Genomic DNA, 19,985 nt, shown 5'->3' with positions numbered 1-19,985 from the left:
CTCCTGATGAGTTCCAGGCCATGAGGAATGGCCAAAAAAGACTTGGCACCGGGGCAGAGCGTTTCTCGGGGGTAAACGCTTGCACAGGTGGCCAGCTAGGGCAGAATTGTCGCATGCGATTCTGCCTTCCGCTGATTTTGTGTGCTGCTGCGGCAGCACCTGCCTGGGCCAACCATGCCTACGCCCTTTGGGGCGAGCCGCGCTACGGGGCGGATTTCAAGCATTTTGCCTATGCCAACCCCGATGCGCCCAAGGGCGGTGAGCTGCGGCTGGTCAGTGCGCTGCGCTACTCCACCTTTGACAAGTACAACCCCTTCACGATCAAAGGCTCGCCCCCGGCCTACCTGGCCGAGATGCTGTTTGACAGCCTGCTGATCGCCAGCCTGGACGAGACCACGACCGGCTATGGCCTGCTGGCCGAGGACATCGATGTGGCGGCCGATGGCATGTCCGCCACGTTCAAGATGCGCAAGGCAGCGCGCTTTCAGAACGGCAAACCGGTGCTGGCGCAGGATGTGAAGCACAGCTACGAAGCGCTGATCAGCCAGTACGCTGCGCCCGGCTACAAGACCTTGCTGGCCGATGTGGAAGGCTGCGATGTCATCGATGACCGCACGGTGCGCTTTCGCTTCAAGAAACCCAACCGCGATCTGCCGCTGACGGTGGGCAGCCTGCCGGTCTTCAGCCGCGACTGGGGCCTGGGACCTGATGGCAAGCCCAAGCGCTTTGACCAGATCGTGACAGATGTGCCGATCGGCAGCGGCCCCTACAAGATCGGCCCGGTGGTGTATGGCCGTGACATCACCTATGTGCGCGACCCCGACTACTGGGCCAAGGACCTGCCGGTGCGCCTGGGCAGCGCCAATTTTGACCGGATCACGATCAAGATCTACAAGGACAACACCGCCAAGCTGGAGGCGCTCAAGGCCGGTGAGTTCGATGTGATGCGCTTTTTCAGTGCCGGCGACTGGGCGCGGCGCCTGTATGGCAAGCGATTTGACCGGGGCGAGCTGCGCAAGGGGGACTTTGCCAACAAGCTGCCGTCCGGTTTCCAGAGCTATTTTCTGAACCTGCGCCGCCCGGTGCTGCAGGATGTGCGGGTGCGCGAGGCGCTGGGCCTGGCCTTTGATTACGAGTGGATGCAGCGCCAGCTGTTCTACGGCGCCTACGAGCGCGTGCATGGCCTGTTTGGCAATACCGTGTGCGAAACGCATGGCAGCCCGAGTGACGCCGAGCTGGCCCTGCTCAAGCCCTTTGAGAAAGACCTGCCCGCCGGCACCTTGGGGCCGCTGCAAGACCCACCCCGCACCGACCAGGGCAGCAGCCTGCGCGACAACCTGCGCAAGGCGCAGGCGCTGTTGGCCGATGCCGGCTGGAAGGTGGACGCCAACGGCGTGCTGCGCAATGCCAAGGGCGAGGCGCTGGAGCTGGAGTTTCTGGACAGCAACGAAGGCGGCATACGCACCGTGTCCACCTGGATGCGCAACCTGGAAAAGCTGGGCATCAAGCTCAGGCTGCGGGTGGCCGATTATGCGCTCTACCAGCAGCGGGTCGACAAGTTCGACTACGACCTGATATCGGTCAATGTGCCGGGCACCAATATCCCCGGCCAGGAATACGCTGAGCTGTTTGGCAGCGTGGCGGCAGACCAGGAAAGCTCGGGCAACTTCATTGGCTTGAAGAGCCCGGCCGTCGACGCGATGATTGCCAAGATGGTCAGCGCCAAGAGCGAGCAGGAGCTGCTGCCGGCCTGCCATGCGTTGGAGCGCATCATTGTGGCGGGCCACTACCTGATCCCGCAGTGGTATGCCGCAAGCCACCGGGTGGTGTATGACGCCTGGCGCCTGGTGGAGCCGCCCCAGGTGCCCGCCTATGTGCCGGGCGAGACCTGGCTGATGTACTACTGGTGGGCGCGCATGCCGCCGATCACCGCTGACACGGCCAAGCCATGAGCCGGTCTGATGCAGGGCCCAGCCGTTATATGATCCTTCTCACCGCCCCAGCGCGCCTGCCGCGCTGTCCAGACTTTTTTCTGCCACAGTGCCACGGCGCTTGCCCGCCCTTGCTGACATTGGAGCCCGCACCGCATGTTTGCCTACATCCTCAAACGTTTGCTGCTGATGATTCCCACCTTGTTCGGGGTCTTGCTGCTGACGTTTGTGGTGATCCAGTTTGTGCCGGGCGGCCCGGTCGAGCAGTACCTGGCCGAGGCCAAGGCCGGTAACCGGGGCGCCGAAGGGGCCAGCATGGGCTACCGGGGCGCGCAGGGCATTGACCCCAAGCGGCTTGAAGAGATCAAGGCCTTGTACGGCTTTGACAAGCCACCCGTCGAGCGCTTTGTGCAGATGCTGGGCCAATTCGCGCGCTTTGATCTGGGGAACAGCTTTTTCCAGAACAAGAGCGTCTGGCAGCTGATCAAGGACAAGCTACCCGTCTCCATCAGCCTCGGGCTGTGGACCTTTTTCATCAGCTACCTGATTGCGGTGCCGCTGGGCATTGCCAAGGCCGTGCGTGCTGGCAGCCGTTTTGACATGGTCACCACGGTGATCGTGCTGGTGGGCTATGCGATACCGGGCTTTGTGCTGGGCGTGGCGCTGCTGGTGATTTTTGGCGGGCAGCTGCAGTGGTTTCCGCTGCGTGGGCTGACCTCCTCGGGCTGGGAAGAGATGGGCTGGGCCGCCAAGCTGGTGGACTACCTCTGGCATATCACCTTGCCGGTGACAGCCATGGTGGCCGGCAGTTTTGCGGTGACGGCCATGCTCACCAAGAACGCCTTTCTCGAAGAGATCCGCAAGCAGTACGTGATCACCGCCAAGGCCAAGGGCCTGAGCGAGCGCCAGGTGCTGTGGCGCCATGTGTTCCGCAATGCCTTGCTGCCCATCGTCACCGGTTTTCCGGCCGCCTTCATTGGGGCCTTCTTCACCGGCGCCTTGTTGATCGAGACCTTGTTCTCGCTCGATGGCCTGGGCCTGCTGAGCTACGAGAGCGTGCTGCGCCGCGATTACCCCGTCGTGCTGGGCACCCTCTACCTGTTTACCTTGATCGGTCTGCTCACCAAGCTGGTGAGCGACCTCTGCTATGTCTGGGTGGATCCGCGTGTCAAGTTTGACTGAGGCGCGCATGCCTGCATTGGCCACCCCAACCGCTGCGGCCTGCCGCCGCGCTTCAGCCCTTGCGCCGCAGGTACAGGCGCCGCAGCAGCACGGCCACCACCACGATGTTGAGCAGCAGCACCACTGCACCCTGCCAGTGGCGGTGCGCCAGCAGGTGCTGTATTTCCAAGGGAATGTACAGCCCCGAGGACAGCGCGCCCAGCCATTCGCCCCAGGCCTTGTCATGCCACAGGCCCCAGGCCTCCAGCCAGCGCAGCGCGATATAGGTCGCGCCCAGCAGCACCAGAGTATGGATGGAGGTGGCATTGATCTTGTCCACCCAGCTGATCAGCACGGCCGGGTAGCGGGCGTTGGGCGAGAGGCCAAAGTGCCCGATCAGCTCCAGCGCGAGGCGGTGCAGATCGTGGTGCAGCAGGCTCAGCAGCCCCAACAGGCCCAGCAGCGCGGCAACGCCTTTGAGCGCTTCAAAAATGGCAATGCTTTTGAGCGCGGTGCGCAGGGCTTGGGGCGTGGTGCTGGCAGACATGGCGCAGAGCATGGCCGATGGCGCGCCGTTTGGCTGTCGGCCAACAGCGACAACGCTGCGGCCCGTGCCATCGCCGCCACAGCCGCCACCATGGGCCCCAGGCCCCCATATTCAGTGACAGGAGGGGGGCGGTGGCCACACCGTCTCTGCAGACCATAACGATGACCGAGCCTGTTTCCACACTCCCGCCGGGCCGCTCGCCCGCCGCCCGCGCCTGGCGCCGGTTCAAGTCGAACAAGCTGGGCTTTTACAGCTTGCTGCTGTTTTTGGTGCTGGTGGTGCTCAGCCTGTTTGCCGAGCTGATCAGCAACGACAAGCCGCTTATCGTGCGCTATGAGGGGCAGACCTATTTCCCGCTGGCCAAGGACTACCCCGAGACCACGTTTGGCGGCGATTTCCACACCGCCACCGACTACCTGGATCCCTTCATCCAGCAGCAGTTGGGCAAGGATGGCAACTGGGCAGTTTTCCCGCTCAACCATTACGGCCCCAACACCATCAACTACTTTGCCAAGTCGCCCACGCCATCGGCGCCATCGGCCGACAACTGGCTGGGCACCGATGACCGGGGGCGTGATCTGCTGGCCCAGCTGATATACGGCTTTCGGGTCAGCGTGCTGTTTGGCCTGGCGCTGACGGCGGTGGGCACGGTGATCGGCGTGTTGACGGGTGCGATACAGGGCTTTTTCGGCGGCAAGGTGGACCTGATGTTCCAGCGTTTTACCGAGATATGGGGCGCCATGCCGGTGCTGTACCTGCTGATCATCTTCAGTGCGGTGCTGGCACCCAGCGCTGCGCTGCTGCTGGTGCTGCTGGCCTTGTTTGGCTGGATGGCGCTGTCTGACTACGTGCGGGTGGAGTTTCTGCGCAACCGCCAGATGGACTATGTGAAATCCGCGCGGGCCCTGGGCGTGCCGAGCTGGAAAATCATGTGGCGCCACATTCTGCCCAACAGCATGACGCCAGTGGTCACGTTCCTGCCGTTTCAGATGAGCGCCTCGATCCTGACCTTGACCTCGCTGGATTTTCTGGGCCTGGGTGTGCCACCGGGCACGCCAAGCCTGGGCGAGTTGTTGAACCAGGGCAAAAACAGCATTGATGCCTGGTGGATTTCGCTGGCCACCTTTGCGGTGCTGGTCGGCACCCTGCTGCTGCTGACCTTTATGGGCGATGCGCTGCGGGATGCGCTGGACCCGCGCAAGCAGCTCAACACGCCACGCGCTGGCGCAGCACCGGCTGCGACGCCAGCCCAGCCAGCGCCAGCCGCCAGCACCGATGCACAGGAGGCCCGCCATGCTTGAGCCAACACAAGCCCCGGTGGCCGTGCCCGCGCCGCTGCTGCAGGTCAACCACCTCTATGTGGGTTTTGGCGGCCAGGATGTGGTCAAGGACCTGAGCTTTTGCATACAGGCCGGCGAGAAGCTGGCGCTGGTGGGCGAATCCGGCTCGGGCAAGACGATCACCGCGCTGTCCCTGTTGCGCCTGGTGGGCGAGGCCCAGCTGCGCGGCGAAGCGCTGATGGGCGGGCGCAACCTGCTGCAGATCTCGGAGCGCGAGATCCAGGCCGTGCGTGGCGACGAGATTGCGATGATCTTTCAGGAGCCGATGACGGCGCTGAACCCGCTGATGACCATGGGCGCACAGATTGCCGAGGTGCTGCAGCTCAAGCAGGGCTTGGGCGACAAGGCGGCGTGGGAGCAGGCCGTGCAGCTGCTGGCCACCACCGGCATCCCCGAGCCGCAGCGCCGCGCCGGCAGCTATCCGCACCAGCTCAGCGGTGGCCAGCGCCAGCGCGCGATGATTGCGATGGCCTTGGCCTGCCGGCCCAAGCTGCTGATCGCCGATGAGCCCACCACCGCGCTGGATGTGAGCCTGCGCGGCCAGATCCTGGAGCTGTTGAGCGACTTGCAACGCCAGACCGGCATGGCCGTGCTGATGATCACCCATGACCTGCCGCTGGTGCGCCATTTTGCCGACCGGGTGGCCGTGATGGAAAAGGGCCGGCTGGTGGAGCAGGGCGCCGTGGCCGAGGTGTTTGCCACCCCCCAGCATGCCTATACCCAAAAGCTGCTGGCCAGCACGCCCCAGCGCCAGGTGGTGGCCCGCCAGCCCGAGGCGCCGGCGGTGCTGCAGACACGCGGGCTGCGCGTGGGCTATGCGACGCCGCTGCCGGGCTTTGCCGGCTGGTTCCGCAAGGGCCGGTTCGAGGCCGTGCGTGGCGCCAGCCTGGCCTTGGGCCGGGGCCAGACCTTGGGCGTGATTGGCGAATCGGGCTCGGGCAAATCCACCCTGGCCCAGGCGATTCTGGGCCTGCTGCCCAGCGATGGCGAGCTGCGCATTGGCGAACAGGCCTGGCAGCTGCCGGCCCAGCGCAACAGCGCCGCCAACCAGCAGCTGCGCCGCAAGGTGCAAGTCGTGTTCCAGGATCCGTTCTCATCGCTGTCGCCCCGCATGACGGTGCAAGAGATGGTGGGCGAAGGCCTGCAGCTGGCGCAGCCCCACTTGGCTGCTGCCGAGCTGCAGCAGCAGGTGCTGGCGCTGCTGCAGGAAGTGGGTATGAGCGAGGCCCAGTTCCCAGGCCTGCTGGACCGCTATCCGCATGAATTTTCGGGCGGCCAGCGCCAGCGCCTGGCCATTGCCCGTGCGCTGATCGTCGACCCCGAGATCCTCGTGCTGGATGAACCCACGAGTGCCCTCGATGTCACCATCCAGCAGCAGGTGCTGGCCCTGCTGCAGCGCCTGCAGCGTGAGCGCGGCCTGAGCTATGTGCTGATCACGCACGATGTGGCGGTGATCCGCGCCATGGCGCATGAGGTGCTTGTGATGAAGGACGGCGAGGTGGTCGAGAGCGGCGAGGTCATGCAGGTGCTGGATGCACCCCGCCAGCCCTATACACAGCGGCTGATGGCGGCGAGCCTGGAGCTGAGCTGAGGCCGTCCCCATGACACAGATTGACGTAGCGGCAGGCAGCCCAGAGGCGCCTGCGCTAGCACTTGGACATCCATGACAGAACTGCTGCAAGTGACCGGTTTGGGCAAGCGCTTTGGCGGCGTGCAGGCTGTGGCCGATGTGGGCTTTGCCTTGCGCCGCGGCGAAGTGCTGGCGCTGATTGGCCCCAATGGCGCGGGCAAGACGACCACCTTCAACATGCTGGGCGGACAGCTGGTGCCCGATGCCGGCAGCATGCTGCTCAACGGCACGGCTCTGGGCGGCAAATTGCCGCGCGAGATATGGCGCCTGGGGGTCGGGCGCACCTTCCAGATTGCCGAAACCTTTGCCTCGCTGACGGTGGCTGAGAACGTGCAGATGGCCTTGCTGTCTGCCGCCGGCCGCATCTTTGGCCTGTGGCAGAAGGTGGCCCGCTTTCAGCGTGACGAGGCGCTGGCCTTGCTGGCGCTGGTCGGCATGCAGGACCAGGCGGACCGCGCCTGCAATGCGCTGGCCTATGGTGATGTGAAGCGGGTGGAACTGGCCGTGGCGATGGCCCACAAGCCGGTGCTGCTGCTGATGGACGAGCCCACGGCCGGCATGGCGCAGGCCGAGCGCCTGCAACTGATGGCGCTGACCCGGCAACTGGCCCGCGAGCGCGACATGGCCGTGCTGTTTACCGAGCACAGCATGGATGTGGTGTTTGCCTATGCGGATCGCATCATCGTGCTGGCGCGGGGCCGGCTGATTGCCGAAGGCACGCCGGAAGAGGTGCGGCGCAACCCCGAGGTGCAGGCGGTCTACCTGGGCAAGGGCAGCACCTACGACAGTGATGAACAGCGCGAGGAGACCGCCCAATGAGCGTGCAGATGCCGGGTGCAGCGACCGAGCTGCTGCTGCAAGTGGACCAGCTCAATGCTTGGTATGGCGAGGCCCATATTCTGTTTGACGTGGGCTTGGAGGTGCGGCGCGGCGAGGTCGTGGCCTTGATGGGCCGCAACGGCGCGGGTAAGTCCACTACGCTCAAGGCCATCATGGGCCTGGTGGAGCGGCGCAAGGGCGTCGTGCAATTCATGGGCCAGAACATTGCGCAGGCGGACGCCTGGCGCATTGCGCGCCTGGGCCTGGGCTATGTGCCGGAAGAGCGGCGCATTTTCAGCGCGCTGACCGTTCTGGAAAACCTGGAGGTGGGCCGCCAGCCGCCCCGGCGCTGGGCCGATGGCAGCCTGGCCAGCCAGTGGACGGTTGACGAGTTGCTGGCGTTTTTCCCCAATCTGGCTGCCATGCCCCAGCGCCCAGGCGGGCAGATGAGTGGCGGCGAGCAGCAAATGCTGACCGTTGCCCGCACCCTCATGGGCAACCCCTATCTGGTGCTGCTCGATGAGCCTTCCGAGGGCGTTGCGCCCGTCATCGTCGAGCAGATGGCGCAGATGATTCTGCAGCTCAAGCAGCGCGGCGTGAGCATTCTGCTGTGCGAACAAAACCTGCACTTTGCGCGCCTGGTGAGCGACCGGGCCTATGTGCTGGAGAAGGGCGCGATCCAGTTTGCCGGCAGCATGCAGGCGCTGATCGACGAAGAGCGCGCTGGCGCCAAGCGGATTGGCGTCTAAGTCTCTATAAGACAAAGCAAAGCCTGCACGCGGCACGTGCAGGCTTGGATGCCCCTCCGGCGTTTGGAGGGAACTGCCGCTTACCAGTGGCCAGTGGGGTTGATGCCGTCTTGCATCACCCAATGGATGCGTGAAGTCTCCACACCCATCAGCGCCGCCTGGTGTACCAGCATGTCGGTGGTCTTGCCATCGAGCACGGGCTGGCGCGAGAGCAGCTTGAAGGAGTCGGTGGTATCGCCCATCAACATGGCCCAGCGGTAATCCGGGTCGATGGCGACGACATGGTAGCCCTCATGGAAGGGGCCCATGAAGGAGGCCTTCATTGCACCAAAGTTGGGTGCCCCCACGAAGCGGGCAATGCCATGGCCTTCCACCCAGCGGTGGGTGCCGGCATGGAAGCCCCGGGTGGTGATGCCCAGGCTGCCATCGCTCAGCAGTTCGTATTCAACGCGCGAGCGCGTCAGCGGCTTGCCCAGGCCGCGCTCGATGCGGGCGATCTCATACCAGTCGCCGACAAAGCGTTCTGCATCAAAGTCGGCGACCGGCTCAATCAGGTCGACCGGCACGACTTTGCGGGTTTTGTTGCTGGCCCACCAGTAAACGGCCAAGGCTGCTGCACCGGCTACCAGGGGGAGCCAGAGAGAGCGCTGTTGCGGTCGTTGTTGATGATCGAGCTCTTGCATAAGAAATTATTCCTTGTTTTGCTTTATGAATCCTAACCAGATAGGCGTAATTTACAAGCTGGTAGAGCGGGCCAAATGTAAGCAAAGCACCTGATTTGCGTGCTCGCCCTGCGGCTTGCATGCCTAATTTCGCACCCAGGCACGGGAATTAGCAGGTATTTTTATCTGCTCGCTTGGCATCTGTGGCCTAATGTCGGTTTTGTTTATCGCGAGGTCCCAGGATGGGCAACAAAATCGTTACGGAAGCTGACCGCAAGTTCACCCCTCAACCCACGTTGCCTAACGGCAAGAGCCTGCCTACGGCCGGTCGTGGTCAACAGGCTAGCCGTGCCCGTGGCACTGCTACCCGTTCGAAGAAGAACCCAGGCAAGCGCACGCACAAGGGCGGTTAATACCGCTACCGGTTTTGCCCCGTCCGCATGCCGCGCTTGCCACGATCAGGCGCGGCATGCGGATGGTGTATTTTCGGTAAGAAAGAGCCCGCATCAGCGGGCTTTTTTGCGTCTGTCTAAAGCGGGCGTCAGCGCTGCAAGCGGCGGCGCAGCTCCAGCACTTCTTCCATCAGGTCCACGGTCATCGCGGCCAGCTGGGGGTCCGCGTCATAGGTGTGCTCCAGCAGCGCCACGCGGCGTGCGCGCACGATGCAGGTAGCCGCAAAGCGCCAGCTGGCCACGGCATCGGGGTTGCGCGTGCCGGTGCTCGGGGTGAGCACGCCATCCACCACGTGGGCCTGCACCCAGGCCAAGTTGCGCTGGCAGGCCTGGGCCAGGCTGGCGGCGTCAAGGCTGTCGTCGTCGATGATCTGCAAGGTGGTGGTGTGTACGGTCGTGTAGTGGGGCATGGTCACACTCCTTGGCGGGGCTGGTAGTGGGGGAAGGCCTTGGCAAAGGCCGCGTAGGCCTCGCGCTCTTGCTCGGTGGCGGCGGGCGGTATGTGCAACTGCAACTCCAGGTACAGATCGCCAGGCGTGGCCGCCGGCAGGCCCTTGCCCTTGATGCGCAGCTTGCGCCCGGCTGACCAGCCTGCCGGAATAGTCACTTCCAGGGTGCCAGCCGGCGTCTTGACTTCCGCGCTGCCGCCCAAAGCCGCCTCCCAGGGGCTGACGGGCATCGGCATATAGACATCCTTGCCTTCGGCGCGCCAGCGCTTGTCGGGCCTAAAGTGCACTTCCAGCAGCAGATCGCCTGCAGGGCCGCCCTGGTAGCCGGGCCCGCCCTGGCCGGCCAGGCGAATCATCTGGCCTTCGCGCACCCCGGCGGGAATCTTCACCTGCAGCTGGCGCTCCTGGCTGCGCAGCTCGCCGTCCTCGGTCACTTCCTGGCCGTGCAGGGTCAGCATGCGTTCACTGCCCTGGTAGCTGTCAGTCAGGTCGAGCTCGATGCTGGCATGCTGGTCCTCGCCGCGCATCGCCGTGCGTGGCCCGCCGCCGGCCTGGCCGTCGCGCTGGGCACGCGCGGCGTCGCCAAACATCTGACGAAAGAAGTCGCTGTAATCGGCATCGCCCCCCATGCTCTGGCGGCGAAACTGGTAATCGCCGCTGTCAAAGCCCTCGGCACCCCGGAAGGGGTTGCCTGCGCCCGAGGCAAAGCCGCGTGGGGCGTCGAGCATCGCGTCGTACTCGGCGCGCTTTTCCGCATCCGACAGCACGGCATTGGCCTCGTTGACCTCGGACATGCGCTGCTGGGCGTCTTTTTCCTTGCTCAGGTCCGGGTGGTATTTGCGGGCGAGCTTGCGAAATGCCTTTTTGATATCGTCTGCACTGGCCTTTTTGTCCACGCCCAGAACGTCGTAGTAGTTTTTGGAATCCATGCCTGCTCCCGAAGATGTGGCAGCTTGCTGTTGTACCGGCAACTGCCCTATGACTGGTAACTCCCTAGAACTTAGTTGCTTTTGGTTCTGATTCAAGTCAGAGAAGCGCGTATTCGCAAAGGCCGTGGGGCGCTCGGTTACCGCAATGGTGGTAAAAATGCGTCTTTGTTTGCGGATGGATTTTTGTATGACCGAGGCTGCGACGGCGCCCTGGCTGGTGGTGTGTTTGTGCGCGCAGTGGTGCGGTACCTGTGGCCAGTACCAGCCCGCCTTTGATGCGCTGGCCAAGGAATGGCCGGGCATGGACTTTGTCTGGCTCGATGTCGAGGACGAGGAAGAGGCACTGGGTGAGCTGGATATCACCACCTTTCCCACTGTGTTGCTCGGGCGCGGCGCGGAAGCCATGTTCCTGGGCCCCGTCTTGCCTCAGCCCGGCGTGCTGCAGCGCATGCTGGAGCGTTTTTCGCAAGGCGATGCGCGCGCCTTGCCCTCTGGCGACGAGGCCCATGCGCTGCTGCAGCGCACAGTCGCCATCTTGCAGGCCCGCAAGGCGCAGGCTGAGTAGTCCGCGTGCCTAAAAGCCGCTCTGCATCATTGCATTGATACTGGTTTGCCCCTATAATTGATGTCTACACGACCAACCGGGCGGTGCCAACCGCCCGTTTTTTTTGGTCGCATGTTTTTCAGCTCGGTGCTGTGGAATGTGTAACATTCCATGGTTCTCGGGTTTTTTGTATTTGCGGGATAAATAACACACGTGAGCTTGCAAGAAACCACCCTACAAACGGTGAGCGGCCTGGGTTACGACTTGGTGGAGATCGAACGCTCTGCCAGCGGCCTTTTGCGCATCACCATCGACCTGCCTTGGAGTGCGGACGACGTCCGCCCGGAAGGCGTGCCAGAGCAGTTTGTGACGGTGGAGGATTGTGAGAAAGTCACCCGCCAGTTGCAGTTTGCACTGGAAGTCGATGGCGTGGAATACAAGCGCCTGGAAGTGTCCTCGCCCGGTATTGACCGTCCATTGCGCCATGAGCAGGATTTCATCCGCTTCACCGGCGCCGAGGTGGACCTGACGCTGAAGGAATCCATCGGTGCCGCTGCCGAAGGCACGACCATCAGCGCCAATCGCAAGAAGTTTCGGGGCACGCTTGAGCGTACCGAGGCAGGTGGCTGGCAGATCGTCTGGAGCGATGCGCCGCCTGTGAAGCCCGGTGCCCGCGTGAGCAAGAAGCGCCCACCGGCACCGCTGCAAAGCCTGGGTTTTACGCTCGACGAGCTGCGTGAAGCGCGTCTGGCCCCCATCGTGAGCTTCAAGGGCAGGGCGGCGGCAGGCAGTGCCGACGAAGCCCAGGCCTGATTGGCCGCACACATGGTGGCGCTGCTGATGCCGCCTTCTGGTTAAAGATTGAAATAGGAGAGTCGTCGCATGAATCGCGAATTGTTGATGCTGGTGGATGCCATCGCGCGCGAAAAGAACGTAGAGCGCGATGTGGTGTTCGGTGCTGTGGAATCTGCCCTGGCCCAGGCTACGAAGAAGCTGTATTCCGGCGAAGTGGATGTGCGTGTGGCTATCGACCTCGATACCGGCGATTACGACACCTTCCGCCGCTGGCTGGTGGTGCCCGATGATGCGGGCCTGCAAAACCCTGACGCCGAAGAAATGCTGATGGACGCGGTCGACCGTAAGGAAGACGCACAGGTGGGCGACTACATCGAAGAGCAGATCGAATCGGTGCCCATCGGCCGTATCGGCGCCATGGCGGCCAAGCAGGTCATCCTGCAAAAGATCCGTGATGCCGAGCGCGAAATGCTGCTCAACGACTTCATGGCGCGCGGCGACAAGATCTTCAACGGCACGGTCAAGCGCATGGATAAGGGCGACATCATTGTCGAATCCGGCCGCGTGGAAGGCCGCTTGAAGCGCGGTGAAATGATTCCGAAGGAAAATCTGCGCAATGGTGACCGCGTTCGCGCCATGATCATGGACGTGGACCTGACCCTGCGCGGCGCGCCGATCCTGCTCTCGCGCTCTGCGCCAGAGTTCATGGTCGAGCTGTTCCGCAACGAAGTGCCCGAAATTGAGCAAGGCCTGCTGGAGATCAAGAGCTGCGCCCGTGATCCAGGCAGCCGCGCCAAGATTGCCGTGCTGAGCCACGACAAGCGCATTGACCCGATCGGCACCTGTGTGGGTGTCCGCGGCAGCCGCGTGAACGTGGTGACCAATGAGCTGGCTGGCGAGCGCGTGGACATCGTGCTGTGGTCCGAGGACCCCGCCCAGTTCGTGATCGGTGCACTGGCTCCGGCCAATGTATCCTCGATCGTCGTGGACGAAGAAAAGCATGCCATGGACGTGGTGGTGGACGAGGAAAACCTCGCGATCGCCATCGGCCGTGGTGGCCAGAATGTGCGTCTTGCCTCCGATCTGACGGGGTGGAAGATCAACATCATGGACGCGGCCGAATCGGCCCAGAAGCAGGAAGAAGAAACCAGCACTTCCCGCAAGCTGTTCATGGAAAAGCTGGATGTGGATGAAGAAATCGCTGACATCCTGATCGAAGAAGGTTTCTCCAGCCTGGAAGAAGTGGCCTATGTGCCGCTGCAGGAAATGCTGGAAATCGAGAGCTTCGATGAAGAGACCGTCAATGAGCTCCGCACGCGCGCCAAGGATGCGCTGCTGACGATGGAAATCGTCCACGAAGAGAGTGTTGCCCGTGTTTCCCAAGAGTTGCGTGATCTGGAAGGGATGACGCCTGAGTTGGTAGCCCAGCTGGAAGCTGGTGGAATCCACACGCGTGACGACCTGGCCGATTTGGCCATTGATGAATTGACCGAGCTGACCGGACAGTCTGCCGATGACGCAAAAGCCTTGATCATGAAGGCCCGCGAACATTGGTTTGATGGACAGGAATAAGGTCAGGAGGCACGGAACAAGATATGTCGAGTAATACTGTCGCCGAGTTCGCTGTTGAACTCAAAAAATCACCGGATACATTGCTGGAACAACTGCAAGCCGCAGGCGTGTCCAAGCACGACGCATCCGATGCACTGACTGAAACGGACAAACAAGCGCTGTTGTCCCATCTGCAGGCCGCCCACGGCGCTGCAGACCGCAAGAAGATCACATTGACCAAGAAATCTACCAGCGAGATCAAACAAGCCGATGCCACGGGCCGGGCGCGCACTATCCAGGTGGAAGTGCGCAAGAAGCGTACCTTCGTCAAGCGTGACGAAGTCGCCGAACCCGATTCCGACGAAGCACTGAAGCACGCCGAAGCCAAGCAAAAGGAAGCCGAACACAAGGCTGAGCTGGTCAAGCGTGAAGAAGAAGCCCGCCGCGAAGCCGACCTGATCAGCAAGCAGGAAGCGGATCTGGTGCAGCAACGTGCCGATCGCACCGAGCGCGAAGACCGCGAGCGCAAGGAGCGCGAAGCCGAAGAGCGCGCCGCGGCCTATGTGGCCAAGACGCAAGAGCGCAAGGCCCAGGAAGCTGCCGAGCAGGAAGAAGCTGCGCGCCGCCATGCCCAGGAGCTGGCTGCCCGCAACGAAGCCCAGGCTGAAGCCAAGAAAAAGGCCGAAGACGAATCCAAGGCCCGTGAGGCTGAGGAAACGGCACGCGCTGTCGATCTGGACGAGCGCCGCCGCAAGGCCCTGGCCGAGGCGGAAGCCATTCGCGCCATGATGAACGCGCCCAAGAAGGTGCTGGTGGCCAAGAAGCCTTCGGAAGAGAAGAAGGAAGTCAAGCCTGCCGACGCCAAGAAGGGCACCTTGCACAAGCCTGCGACCACCGGGACTGGCGCCGCCAAGCCTGCGGCTGGCGCTGCGCCTGGCAACAAGGAAGTCAAGTCGGCGAAGCTGTCGTCGAGCTGGAGCAACCAGAACGACAACAACGGCAAGAAGAAAGAGCTCAAGACCCGTGGTGATTCCTCGGGTGGCGTGGCTGGCCGTGGCAACAACTGGCGCTCCGGCCCCCGTGGCCGCCGTGGCAATGACCGCAACGACCACCGTGGCCCACAATCGGCTGCACCGGTGGAAGCACGCGTGCTCGACGTCTACGTGCCAGAAACCATCACCGTGTCCGAGCTGGCCCACAAGATGGCCATCAAGGCATCCGAGGTGATCAAGTCGCTGATGAAGATGGGCCAGATGGTCACCATCAACCAGCCACTGGACCAGGACACCGCGATGATCGTCGTGGAAGAAATGGGCCACAAGGCGCACATCGCTGCACTGGACGATCCGGAAGCGTTCACCGCCGAAGAGGAATCCCAGGCCGAATCCGAAGCGCTGCCACGCGCTCCGGTGGTGACCGTGATGGGTCACGTCGACCACGGCAAGACCTCGCTGCTGGATTACATCCGCCGCAGCAAGGTGGCTGCAGGCGAAGCCGGCGGCATTACGCAGCACATTGGTGCCTACCACGTGGAAACGCCACGCGGCATGATCACCTTCCTGGACACCCCAGGTCACGAGGCCTTCACGGCCATGCGTGCCCGTGGTGCACAGTCGACCGACATCGTGATTCTGGTGGCCGCTGCCGACGACGGCGTGATGCCCCAGACCAAGGAAGCCATCAAGCATGCCAAGGCGGCTGGTGTTCCTATCGTGGTGGCCATCACCAAGGCAGACAAGCCCGATGCCAACCCCGACCGCGTCAAGCAGGAGCTGGTGGTTGAGCAAGTGGTGCCTGAAGAGTACGGTGGTGACTCGCCCTTCGTGGCCGTGTCGTCCAAGACGGGTCAAGGCATTGACGAGCTGCTCGAACAAGTGCTGCTGCAGGCCGAAGTGCTGGAACTCAAGGCACCGGTGGAAGCCAATGCCAAGGGTCTGGTGATCGAAGCCCAGCTGGACAAGGGCCGCGGCCCTGTGGCCACGGTGCTGATCCAATCCGGTACCTTGAAGGTTGGCGATATCGTGCTGGCCGGTCAAACCTATGGCCGCGTGCGTGCCATGGTCGACGAAGACGGCAAGGTTGCCAAGGAAGCGGGTCCATCGCTGCCTGTTGAAATCCAGGGTCTGTCGGATGTGCCGCAAGCCGGTGATGACTTCATGGTGCTGCCCGATGAGCGCCGCGCCCGTGAAATCGCCACTTACCGTGCTGGCAAGTTCCGCAACACCAAGCTGGCCAAGCAACAAGCAGCCAAGCTGGAGAACATGTTCGCTGAGATGGGTGCTGGCAACGTGCAATCGCTGCCGATCATCATCAAGGCCGACACCCAGGGTTCGCAAGAAGCACTGGCTGCCTCCTTGCTCAAGCTGTCGACCGACGAAGTCAAGGTGCAGATGGTTTACACCGGCGTGGGCGGTATCAGCGAGTCGGACGTGAATCTGGCGCTGGCCTCCAAGGCGATCGTGATTGGTTTCAACGTACGTGCCGATGCACAAGCGCGCAAGACCGCCGAGAGCAACGATGTCGATATCCGCTACTACAACATCATTTACGACGCTGTCGATGAGTTGAAGGCGGCCATGTCCGGCATGCTGGCTCCCGAGCAACGCGAAGAGATCATCGGTATGGCCGAGATCCGCACCGTGTTCGTGGCCTCCAAGATCGGTACCGTGGCAGGTTCGTACATCACCCAGGGTCACGTTACCCGCAATGCACACTTCCGTCTGCTGCGCGACAACGTGGTCATCTACACGGGTGAGATCGACTCGCTGCGCCGTCTGAAGGACGACGTCAAGGAAGTCAAGGAAGGCTTCGAGTGCGGTATCAAGCTCAAGAACTACAACGACATCAAAGAAGGTGATATGTTGGAAGTCTTTGAGATCAAGGAAATCGCTCGTACGCTGTAATTTCCGATGGCAACTCGCAAGAAAACTGCTGCGCCAAACCGCAGCTTCAAAGTCTCCGACCAGATCCAGCGCGATCTGTCGGAGCTGATCGCCCGTGAGTTGAAGGACCCACGTGTGGGCATGGTGACCCTGCAAGCCGTTGAGGTGACGCCGGACTATGCCCACGCCAAGGTCTATTTCAGCTTGCTGATCGGTGACCCCGACCAGACCCAGGACGCACTGAACCAGGCTGCTGGCTTTTTGCGCAATGGCCTGTTCAAGCGCCTGCATATCCACACCGTGCCGACCTTGCACTTCATCTACGACCGCACCACCGAGCGTGCTGCCGACATGAATGCCTTGATCGCCAAGGCAGTGGCATCGCGCGGACCCGAGGAAGGCTGATCGCATGAATGCCCCTCGCACACGGGTGCAGCGGCGCCCTGTGCACGGGGTGTTTCTGCTCGACAAACCTATTGGCCTGTCCAGCAACGACGCTTTGCAAAAAGTGAAGTGGCTGCTGCGCGCCGAAAAAGCGGGCCATACCGGCACGCTCGACCCTTTGGCCACGGGTGTGCTGCCGCTGTGTTTTGGCGCGGCCACCAAGTTCAGCCAATTGCAGCTCGACGCCCCCAAGACCTATGAGGCCCTGGTGCACCTGGGCGCCACCACCACCACCGGCGATGCCGAGGGTGAGGTGCTGCAGACCTGGGAGGTGGATGCGTCCGCGCTGACGTCCGAGAAGCTGGCCGCCGTGGCGGCCCGGTTCACCGGTCCCATCAGCCAGGTGCCGCCGATGTACAGCGCGCTCAAGCGCGATGGCAAGGCCCTCTACGAATACGCCCGTGCTGGCATCACGCTTGAGCGTGAGCCGCGCGCCGTGACCATCTTGCATCTGAGCCTGTCCCGCGTGGAAGAAGAGCAGGACTTTGTCGCGCTCAAGATGACGGTGCGCTGCAGCAAGGGCACCTATGTGCGTACCCTGGCCGAGGATATTGGCCAGACGCTCGGCTATGGCGCGCATTTGCGCAGCCTGCGCCGCATAGAAACCGGTGGGATCGACCTGTCCCGCTGTATCAGCCTGCAAACCCTGGAAGCGACGCCCGATGCGGAGCGCCTGCAAACCGTGTTGCCTGTCGACACGTTGCTTGCAGCGCACACCCGTGTCACGCTCGATGGTGATAATGCAGGCAGATTTTTGTCCGGCTTGCGCCGGCGGGGTGAATGGGCCGATGCCGATGCAGTGGCCGTTTACGGAGAAGAGCCTCCTGCGCTTTTGGGTGTGGCACACATCCGGGCGCGCGAGCTCATTCCCGACCGCCTCCTGAGCCCCGTCGAGATTCAACAAATTTTGGAAGGAACGCCGCGCCCACAAGCCAGCGGCATTTTGGAAACATCATGAGCAAACAAATCCGCAATATTGCGATCATCGCCCACGTTGACCATGGCAAGACGACCATGGTGGACCAGCTGCTGCGCCAGTCTGGTACCTTCGCCGAACACGAAAAAGTCGTGGATACCGTGATGGACAACCACGCCATCGAGCGTGAGCGCGGCATTACCATCCTGGCCAAGAACTGCGCCGTGTCCTGGAACGACACCCACATCAACATTCTCGACACCCCTGGTCACGCGGACTTCGGTGGTGAAGTGGAACGCGCGCTGTCCATGGTGGACGGTGTGGTGCTGCTGATCGACGCGCAAGAAGGCCCCATGCCCCAAACGCGTTTCGTGACCAAGAAGGCTCTGGCCCTGGGCCTGAAGCCCATCGTCGTGGTGAACAAGGTCGACAAGCCCGGTGCCAACCCCGACAAGGTCGTGAACGCTGCGTTCGACCTGTTCGACAAGCTCGGCGCGACCGATGAACAGCTGGACTTCCCCGTCGTGTACGCCTCGGGTATCAACGGCTGGTCGTCGAAGGAAGAAGGCGAGCCAGGCGCGCAATGGGGTCCCGACATGTCGGCCCTGTTCGAAACCATTCTGGAACACGTGCCATCGGTGCAAGGCGATGCAACTGCACCGCTGCAGATGCAAGTCTCCGCACTGGACTACTCCACCTTCGTGGGCCGTATCGGCGTGGGCCGTATCACCCAGGGCACGCTCAAGCCCGGTCAGCAAGTGGCCGTGATGGCCGGCCTGGACGGCAAGAGCTACACCGGCAAGATCAACCAGGTCCACACCTTCCAAGGTATTGACCGCGTGCAAGCGACCGAAGCCGGTCCTTCCGAAATCGTGCTGATCAGCGGTATCGAAAATATCGGTATCGGTGAAACCGTGACCGACCCGGCCAATCCACAGCCTCTGCCGATGCTGAAGATTGACGAGCCTACGCTGACCATGAACTTCTGCGTGAACACCTCGCCACTGGCAGGTCGTGAAGGCAAGTACGTGACCAGCCGCCAGATCTGGGACCGCCTGCAAAAGGAGCTGCGCTCCAACGTGGCCCTGCGCGTCAAGGAAACCGACGAAGACGGTATCTTTGAAGTGGCTGGCCGTGGTGAACTGCACCTGACCATTCTGCTGGAAGAAATGCGCCGCGAAGGCTATGAGCTGGCCGTGTCCAAGCCACGCGTCGTGATGCAAATGATCGACGGCGTGCGCCACGAGCCTATCGAGCTGGTGACGGCCGACATCGAAGAAGGCCACCAAGGCGGCGTGATGCAAGCCCTGGGCGAGCGCAAGGGCGAGCTGGTTAACATGGAACCCGATGGCCGCGGTCGCGTCCGTCTGGAATACCGCATTCCGGCCCGTGGCCTGATCGGTTTCACCAACGAATTCCTGAACCTGACCCGTGGTTCCGGCCTGATCGCCAACATCTTCGACAGCTACGAGCCACACAAGGGCGAAATCGGCGGCCGCAAGAATGGCGTGCTGATCTCGATGGACGACGGTGAAATCTTCACCTACGCCCTGGGCAAGCTGGACGACCGTGGCCGCATGTTCGTCAAGCCCAACGACCCCGTGTACGAAGGCATGATCGTCGGTATCCACAGCCGTGACAACGACCTGGTGGTGAACGCGACCCGTACCAAGCAGCTGACCAACTTCCGCGTGAGCGGCAAGGAAGACGCGATCAAGATCACGCCTCCTATCGAGCTGTCGCTGGAATACGGCGTGGAGTTCATCGAAGAAGACGAACTGCTGGAAATCACCCCCACCAGCCTGCGCGTGCGCAAGCGCCACCTGAAGGAACACGACCGCAAGCGCGCATCGCGCGAAAACGCATAATCTGCGTAGCGACGTGATCCAACACCAGAAAAGGCCGCATCTGCGGCCTTTTTTGCGTCTGGGCGGAATCAGCCCATGGGCTGGAGCTTAAGAACGTGTTCACGATCTCTACGCAGCCGCGTTGGAGTGCAATCGGGATGAGTTCGAAGGGGTGGTCCGCAGCTTGCACCGGGGTGCAAGCAAGGGCCAGCGCGCAGAAGTCGCCCGATTTCACTCCAACCCGTAGGGACAGTGGCTTTGCGAGCGGTCTGCGGCGTTGCAGCGTGCGCACTGCGCCTAGCATCCCATCTCGCAAAGACACTGTCGCGGCGCGAGG

General features: G+C 62.5%; 17 protein-coding genes. 13 read left to right on the top strand and 4 right to left on the bottom strand.

Going from position 1 to position 19,985, the window contains the following annotated elements; genetic code table 11:
* Positions 1–113 precede the first annotated feature (113 nt).
* Together EDF71_RS22715 and EDF71_RS22710 are read left to right on the top strand one after the other, a co-directional pair.
* Positions 114–1,952: an extracellular solute-binding protein gene (locus tag EDF71_RS22715; RefSeq protein WP_133858807.1), complete on the top strand. Its 1,839-nt coding sequence runs from the start codon at positions 114–116 to the stop codon at positions 1,950–1,952.
* Between the two features lie 135 nt (positions 1,953–2,087).
* Positions 2,088–3,113: an ABC transporter permease subunit gene (locus EDF71_RS22710; protein ID WP_133858806.1), complete on the top strand. Its 1,026-nt coding sequence runs from the start codon at positions 2,088–2,090 to the stop codon at positions 3,111–3,113.
* 52 nt (positions 3,114–3,165) lie between these two features.
* Here the strand turns inward: EDF71_RS22710 and EDF71_RS22705 are convergent, their stop codons facing one another.
* Positions 3,166–3,639 carry a DUF2127 domain-containing protein gene (locus EDF71_RS22705; protein ID WP_133858805.1) on the bottom strand — a complete coding sequence of 158 codons (474 nt, stop codon included), beginning with the start codon at positions 3,637–3,639 and terminating at the stop codon, positions 3,166–3,168.
* 161 nt (positions 3,640–3,800) lie between these two features.
* Between EDF71_RS22705 and EDF71_RS22700 the strand changes: the two genes are divergently transcribed.
* From EDF71_RS22700 to EDF71_RS22685, 4 genes are all read left to right on the top strand, one after another.
* Complete coding sequence (locus EDF71_RS22700; RefSeq protein ID WP_133858804.1) at positions 3,801–4,940, top strand: ABC transporter permease; 1,140 nt, start codon at positions 3,801–3,803, stop codon at positions 4,938–4,940.
* Positions 4,933–6,570, top strand: coding sequence for a dipeptide ABC transporter ATP-binding protein (locus EDF71_RS22695; protein WP_133858803.1), 1,638 nt, complete (start codon positions 4,933–4,935; stop codon positions 6,568–6,570). Before EDF71_RS22700 ends, EDF71_RS22695 begins: the two co-directional genes overlap by 8 nt.
* A 72-nt stretch (positions 6,571–6,642) precedes the next feature.
* Entirely contained in the window at positions 6,643–7,428 is a 786-nt protein-coding gene (locus EDF71_RS22690; RefSeq protein ID WP_133858802.1) for an ABC transporter ATP-binding protein, read from the top strand.
* A complete protein-coding gene (locus tag EDF71_RS22685; RefSeq protein ID WP_133858801.1) occupies positions 7,425–8,177 on the top strand; it encodes an ABC transporter ATP-binding protein in 753 nt (250 codons plus the stop codon). The genes EDF71_RS22690 and EDF71_RS22685 overlap by 4 nt, the downstream gene beginning before the upstream one ends.
* Positions 8,178–8,257: 80 nt before the next feature.
* Here EDF71_RS22685 and EDF71_RS22680 read toward each other — a convergent pair whose 3' ends face one another.
* The 3 genes from EDF71_RS22680 to EDF71_RS22670 all read right to left on the bottom strand — a co-directional run bounded on the left by EDF71_RS22680 (position 8,258) and on the right by EDF71_RS22670 (position 10,669).
* A complete protein-coding gene (locus EDF71_RS22680) occupies positions 8,258–8,860 on the bottom strand; it encodes a lipocalin family protein (protein WP_133858800.1) in 603 nt (200 codons plus the stop codon).
* Between the two features lie 520 nt (positions 8,861–9,380).
* Positions 9,381–9,701: a MerR family transcriptional regulator gene (locus EDF71_RS22675; protein ID WP_133858799.1), complete on the bottom strand. Its 321-nt coding sequence runs from the start codon at positions 9,699–9,701 to the stop codon at positions 9,381–9,383.
* A gap of 2 nt (positions 9,702–9,703) precedes the next feature.
* Complete coding sequence (locus EDF71_RS22670; RefSeq protein WP_133858798.1) at positions 9,704–10,669, bottom strand: DnaJ C-terminal domain-containing protein; 966 nt, start codon at positions 10,667–10,669, stop codon at positions 9,704–9,706.
* A gap of 187 nt (positions 10,670–10,856) precedes the next feature.
* Here EDF71_RS22670 and EDF71_RS22665 point away from each other — a divergent pair, with 187 nt between their 5' ends.
* From EDF71_RS22665 to typA, 7 genes are all read left to right on the top strand, one after another.
* Entirely contained in the window at positions 10,857–11,234 is a 378-nt protein-coding gene (locus EDF71_RS22665) for a thioredoxin family protein (RefSeq protein ID WP_243854411.1), read from the top strand.
* A gap of 192 nt (positions 11,235–11,426) precedes the next feature.
* Positions 11,427–12,026 (top strand): ribosome maturation factor RimP, encoded by a 600-nt coding sequence (gene rimP, locus EDF71_RS22660; protein WP_133858796.1) that lies wholly within the window; start codon positions 11,427–11,429, stop codon positions 12,024–12,026.
* Positions 12,027–12,095: 69 nt separating this feature from the next.
* On the top strand, positions 12,096–13,580 hold the full coding sequence (gene nusA, locus EDF71_RS22655) for a transcription termination factor NusA (RefSeq protein ID WP_133858795.1): 1,485 nt from the start codon (positions 12,096–12,098) through the stop codon (positions 13,578–13,580).
* Between the two features lie 23 nt (positions 13,581–13,603).
* On the top strand, positions 13,604–16,462 hold the full coding sequence (gene infB / locus EDF71_RS22650) for a translation initiation factor IF-2 (RefSeq protein WP_133858794.1): 2,859 nt from the start codon (positions 13,604–13,606) through the stop codon (positions 16,460–16,462).
* 6 nt (positions 16,463–16,468) lie between these two features.
* Positions 16,469–16,846: a 30S ribosome-binding factor RbfA gene (gene rbfA / locus EDF71_RS22645; protein ID WP_021027862.1), complete on the top strand. Its 378-nt coding sequence runs from the start codon at positions 16,469–16,471 to the stop codon at positions 16,844–16,846.
* Positions 16,847–16,850: 4 nt separating this feature from the next.
* Positions 16,851–17,843: a tRNA pseudouridine(55) synthase TruB gene (truB, locus tag EDF71_RS22640; protein WP_133858793.1), complete on the top strand. Its 993-nt coding sequence runs from the start codon at positions 16,851–16,853 to the stop codon at positions 17,841–17,843.
* The gene (gene typA, locus EDF71_RS22635; protein WP_133858792.1) at positions 17,840–19,669 is read left to right on the top strand and encodes a translational GTPase TypA; all 1,830 of its coding nucleotides are present in this window, start codon (positions 17,840–17,842) and stop codon (positions 19,667–19,669) included. The genes truB and typA overlap by 4 nt, the downstream gene beginning before the upstream one ends.
* Positions 19,670–19,985 lie beyond the last annotated feature (316 nt).

The organism is Comamonas sp. JUb58, assembly GCF_004364775.1.
Classification (GTDB): Bacteria; Pseudomonadota; Gammaproteobacteria; order Burkholderiales; family Burkholderiaceae_C; genus Comamonas.
This window is presented reverse-complemented; position numbering and strand designations above follow the sequence as displayed.

Excerpts from the sequence above, each read along its gene's own strand:
- EDF71_RS22715 (WP_133858807.1), top strand. The coding sequence starts at position 114 with ATGCGATTCTGCCTTCCGCTGATTTTGTGTGCTGCTGCGGCAGCACCT.
- EDF71_RS22710 (WP_133858806.1), top strand. The coding sequence starts at position 2,088 with ATGTTTGCCTACATCCTCAAACGTTTGCTGCTGATGATTCCCACCTTG.
- EDF71_RS22705 (WP_133858805.1), bottom strand. The coding sequence starts at position 3,639 with ATGTCTGCCAGCACCACGCCCCAAGCCCTGCGCACCGCGCTCAAAAGC.
- EDF71_RS22700 (WP_133858804.1), top strand. The coding sequence starts at position 3,801 with ATGACCGAGCCTGTTTCCACACTCCCGCCGGGCCGCTCGCCCGCCGCC.
- EDF71_RS22695 (WP_133858803.1), top strand. The coding sequence starts at position 4,933 with ATGCTTGAGCCAACACAAGCCCCGGTGGCCGTGCCCGCGCCGCTGCTG.
- EDF71_RS22690 (WP_133858802.1), top strand. The coding sequence starts at position 6,643 with ATGACAGAACTGCTGCAAGTGACCGGTTTGGGCAAGCGCTTTGGCGGC.
- EDF71_RS22685 (WP_133858801.1), top strand. The coding sequence starts at position 7,425 with ATGAGCGTGCAGATGCCGGGTGCAGCGACCGAGCTGCTGCTGCAAGTG.
- EDF71_RS22680 (WP_133858800.1), bottom strand. The coding sequence starts at position 8,860 with ATGCAAGAGCTCGATCATCAACAACGACCGCAACAGCGCTCTCTCTGG.
- EDF71_RS22675 (WP_133858799.1), bottom strand. The coding sequence starts at position 9,701 with ATGCCCCACTACACGACCGTACACACCACCACCTTGCAGATCATCGAC.
- EDF71_RS22670 (WP_133858798.1), bottom strand. The coding sequence starts at position 10,669 with ATGGATTCCAAAAACTACTACGACGTTCTGGGCGTGGACAAAAAGGCC.
- EDF71_RS22665 (WP_243854411.1), top strand. The coding sequence starts at position 10,857 with ATGACCGAGGCTGCGACGGCGCCCTGGCTGGTGGTGTGTTTGTGCGCG.
- nusA (WP_133858795.1), top strand. The coding sequence starts at position 12,096 with ATGAATCGCGAATTGTTGATGCTGGTGGATGCCATCGCGCGCGAAAAG.
- infB (WP_133858794.1), top strand. The coding sequence starts at position 13,604 with ATGTCGAGTAATACTGTCGCCGAGTTCGCTGTTGAACTCAAAAAATCA.
- rbfA (WP_021027862.1), top strand. The coding sequence starts at position 16,469 with ATGGCAACTCGCAAGAAAACTGCTGCGCCAAACCGCAGCTTCAAAGTC.
- truB (WP_133858793.1), top strand. The coding sequence starts at position 16,851 with ATGAATGCCCCTCGCACACGGGTGCAGCGGCGCCCTGTGCACGGGGTG.
- typA (WP_133858792.1), top strand. The coding sequence starts at position 17,840 with ATGAGCAAACAAATCCGCAATATTGCGATCATCGCCCACGTTGACCAT.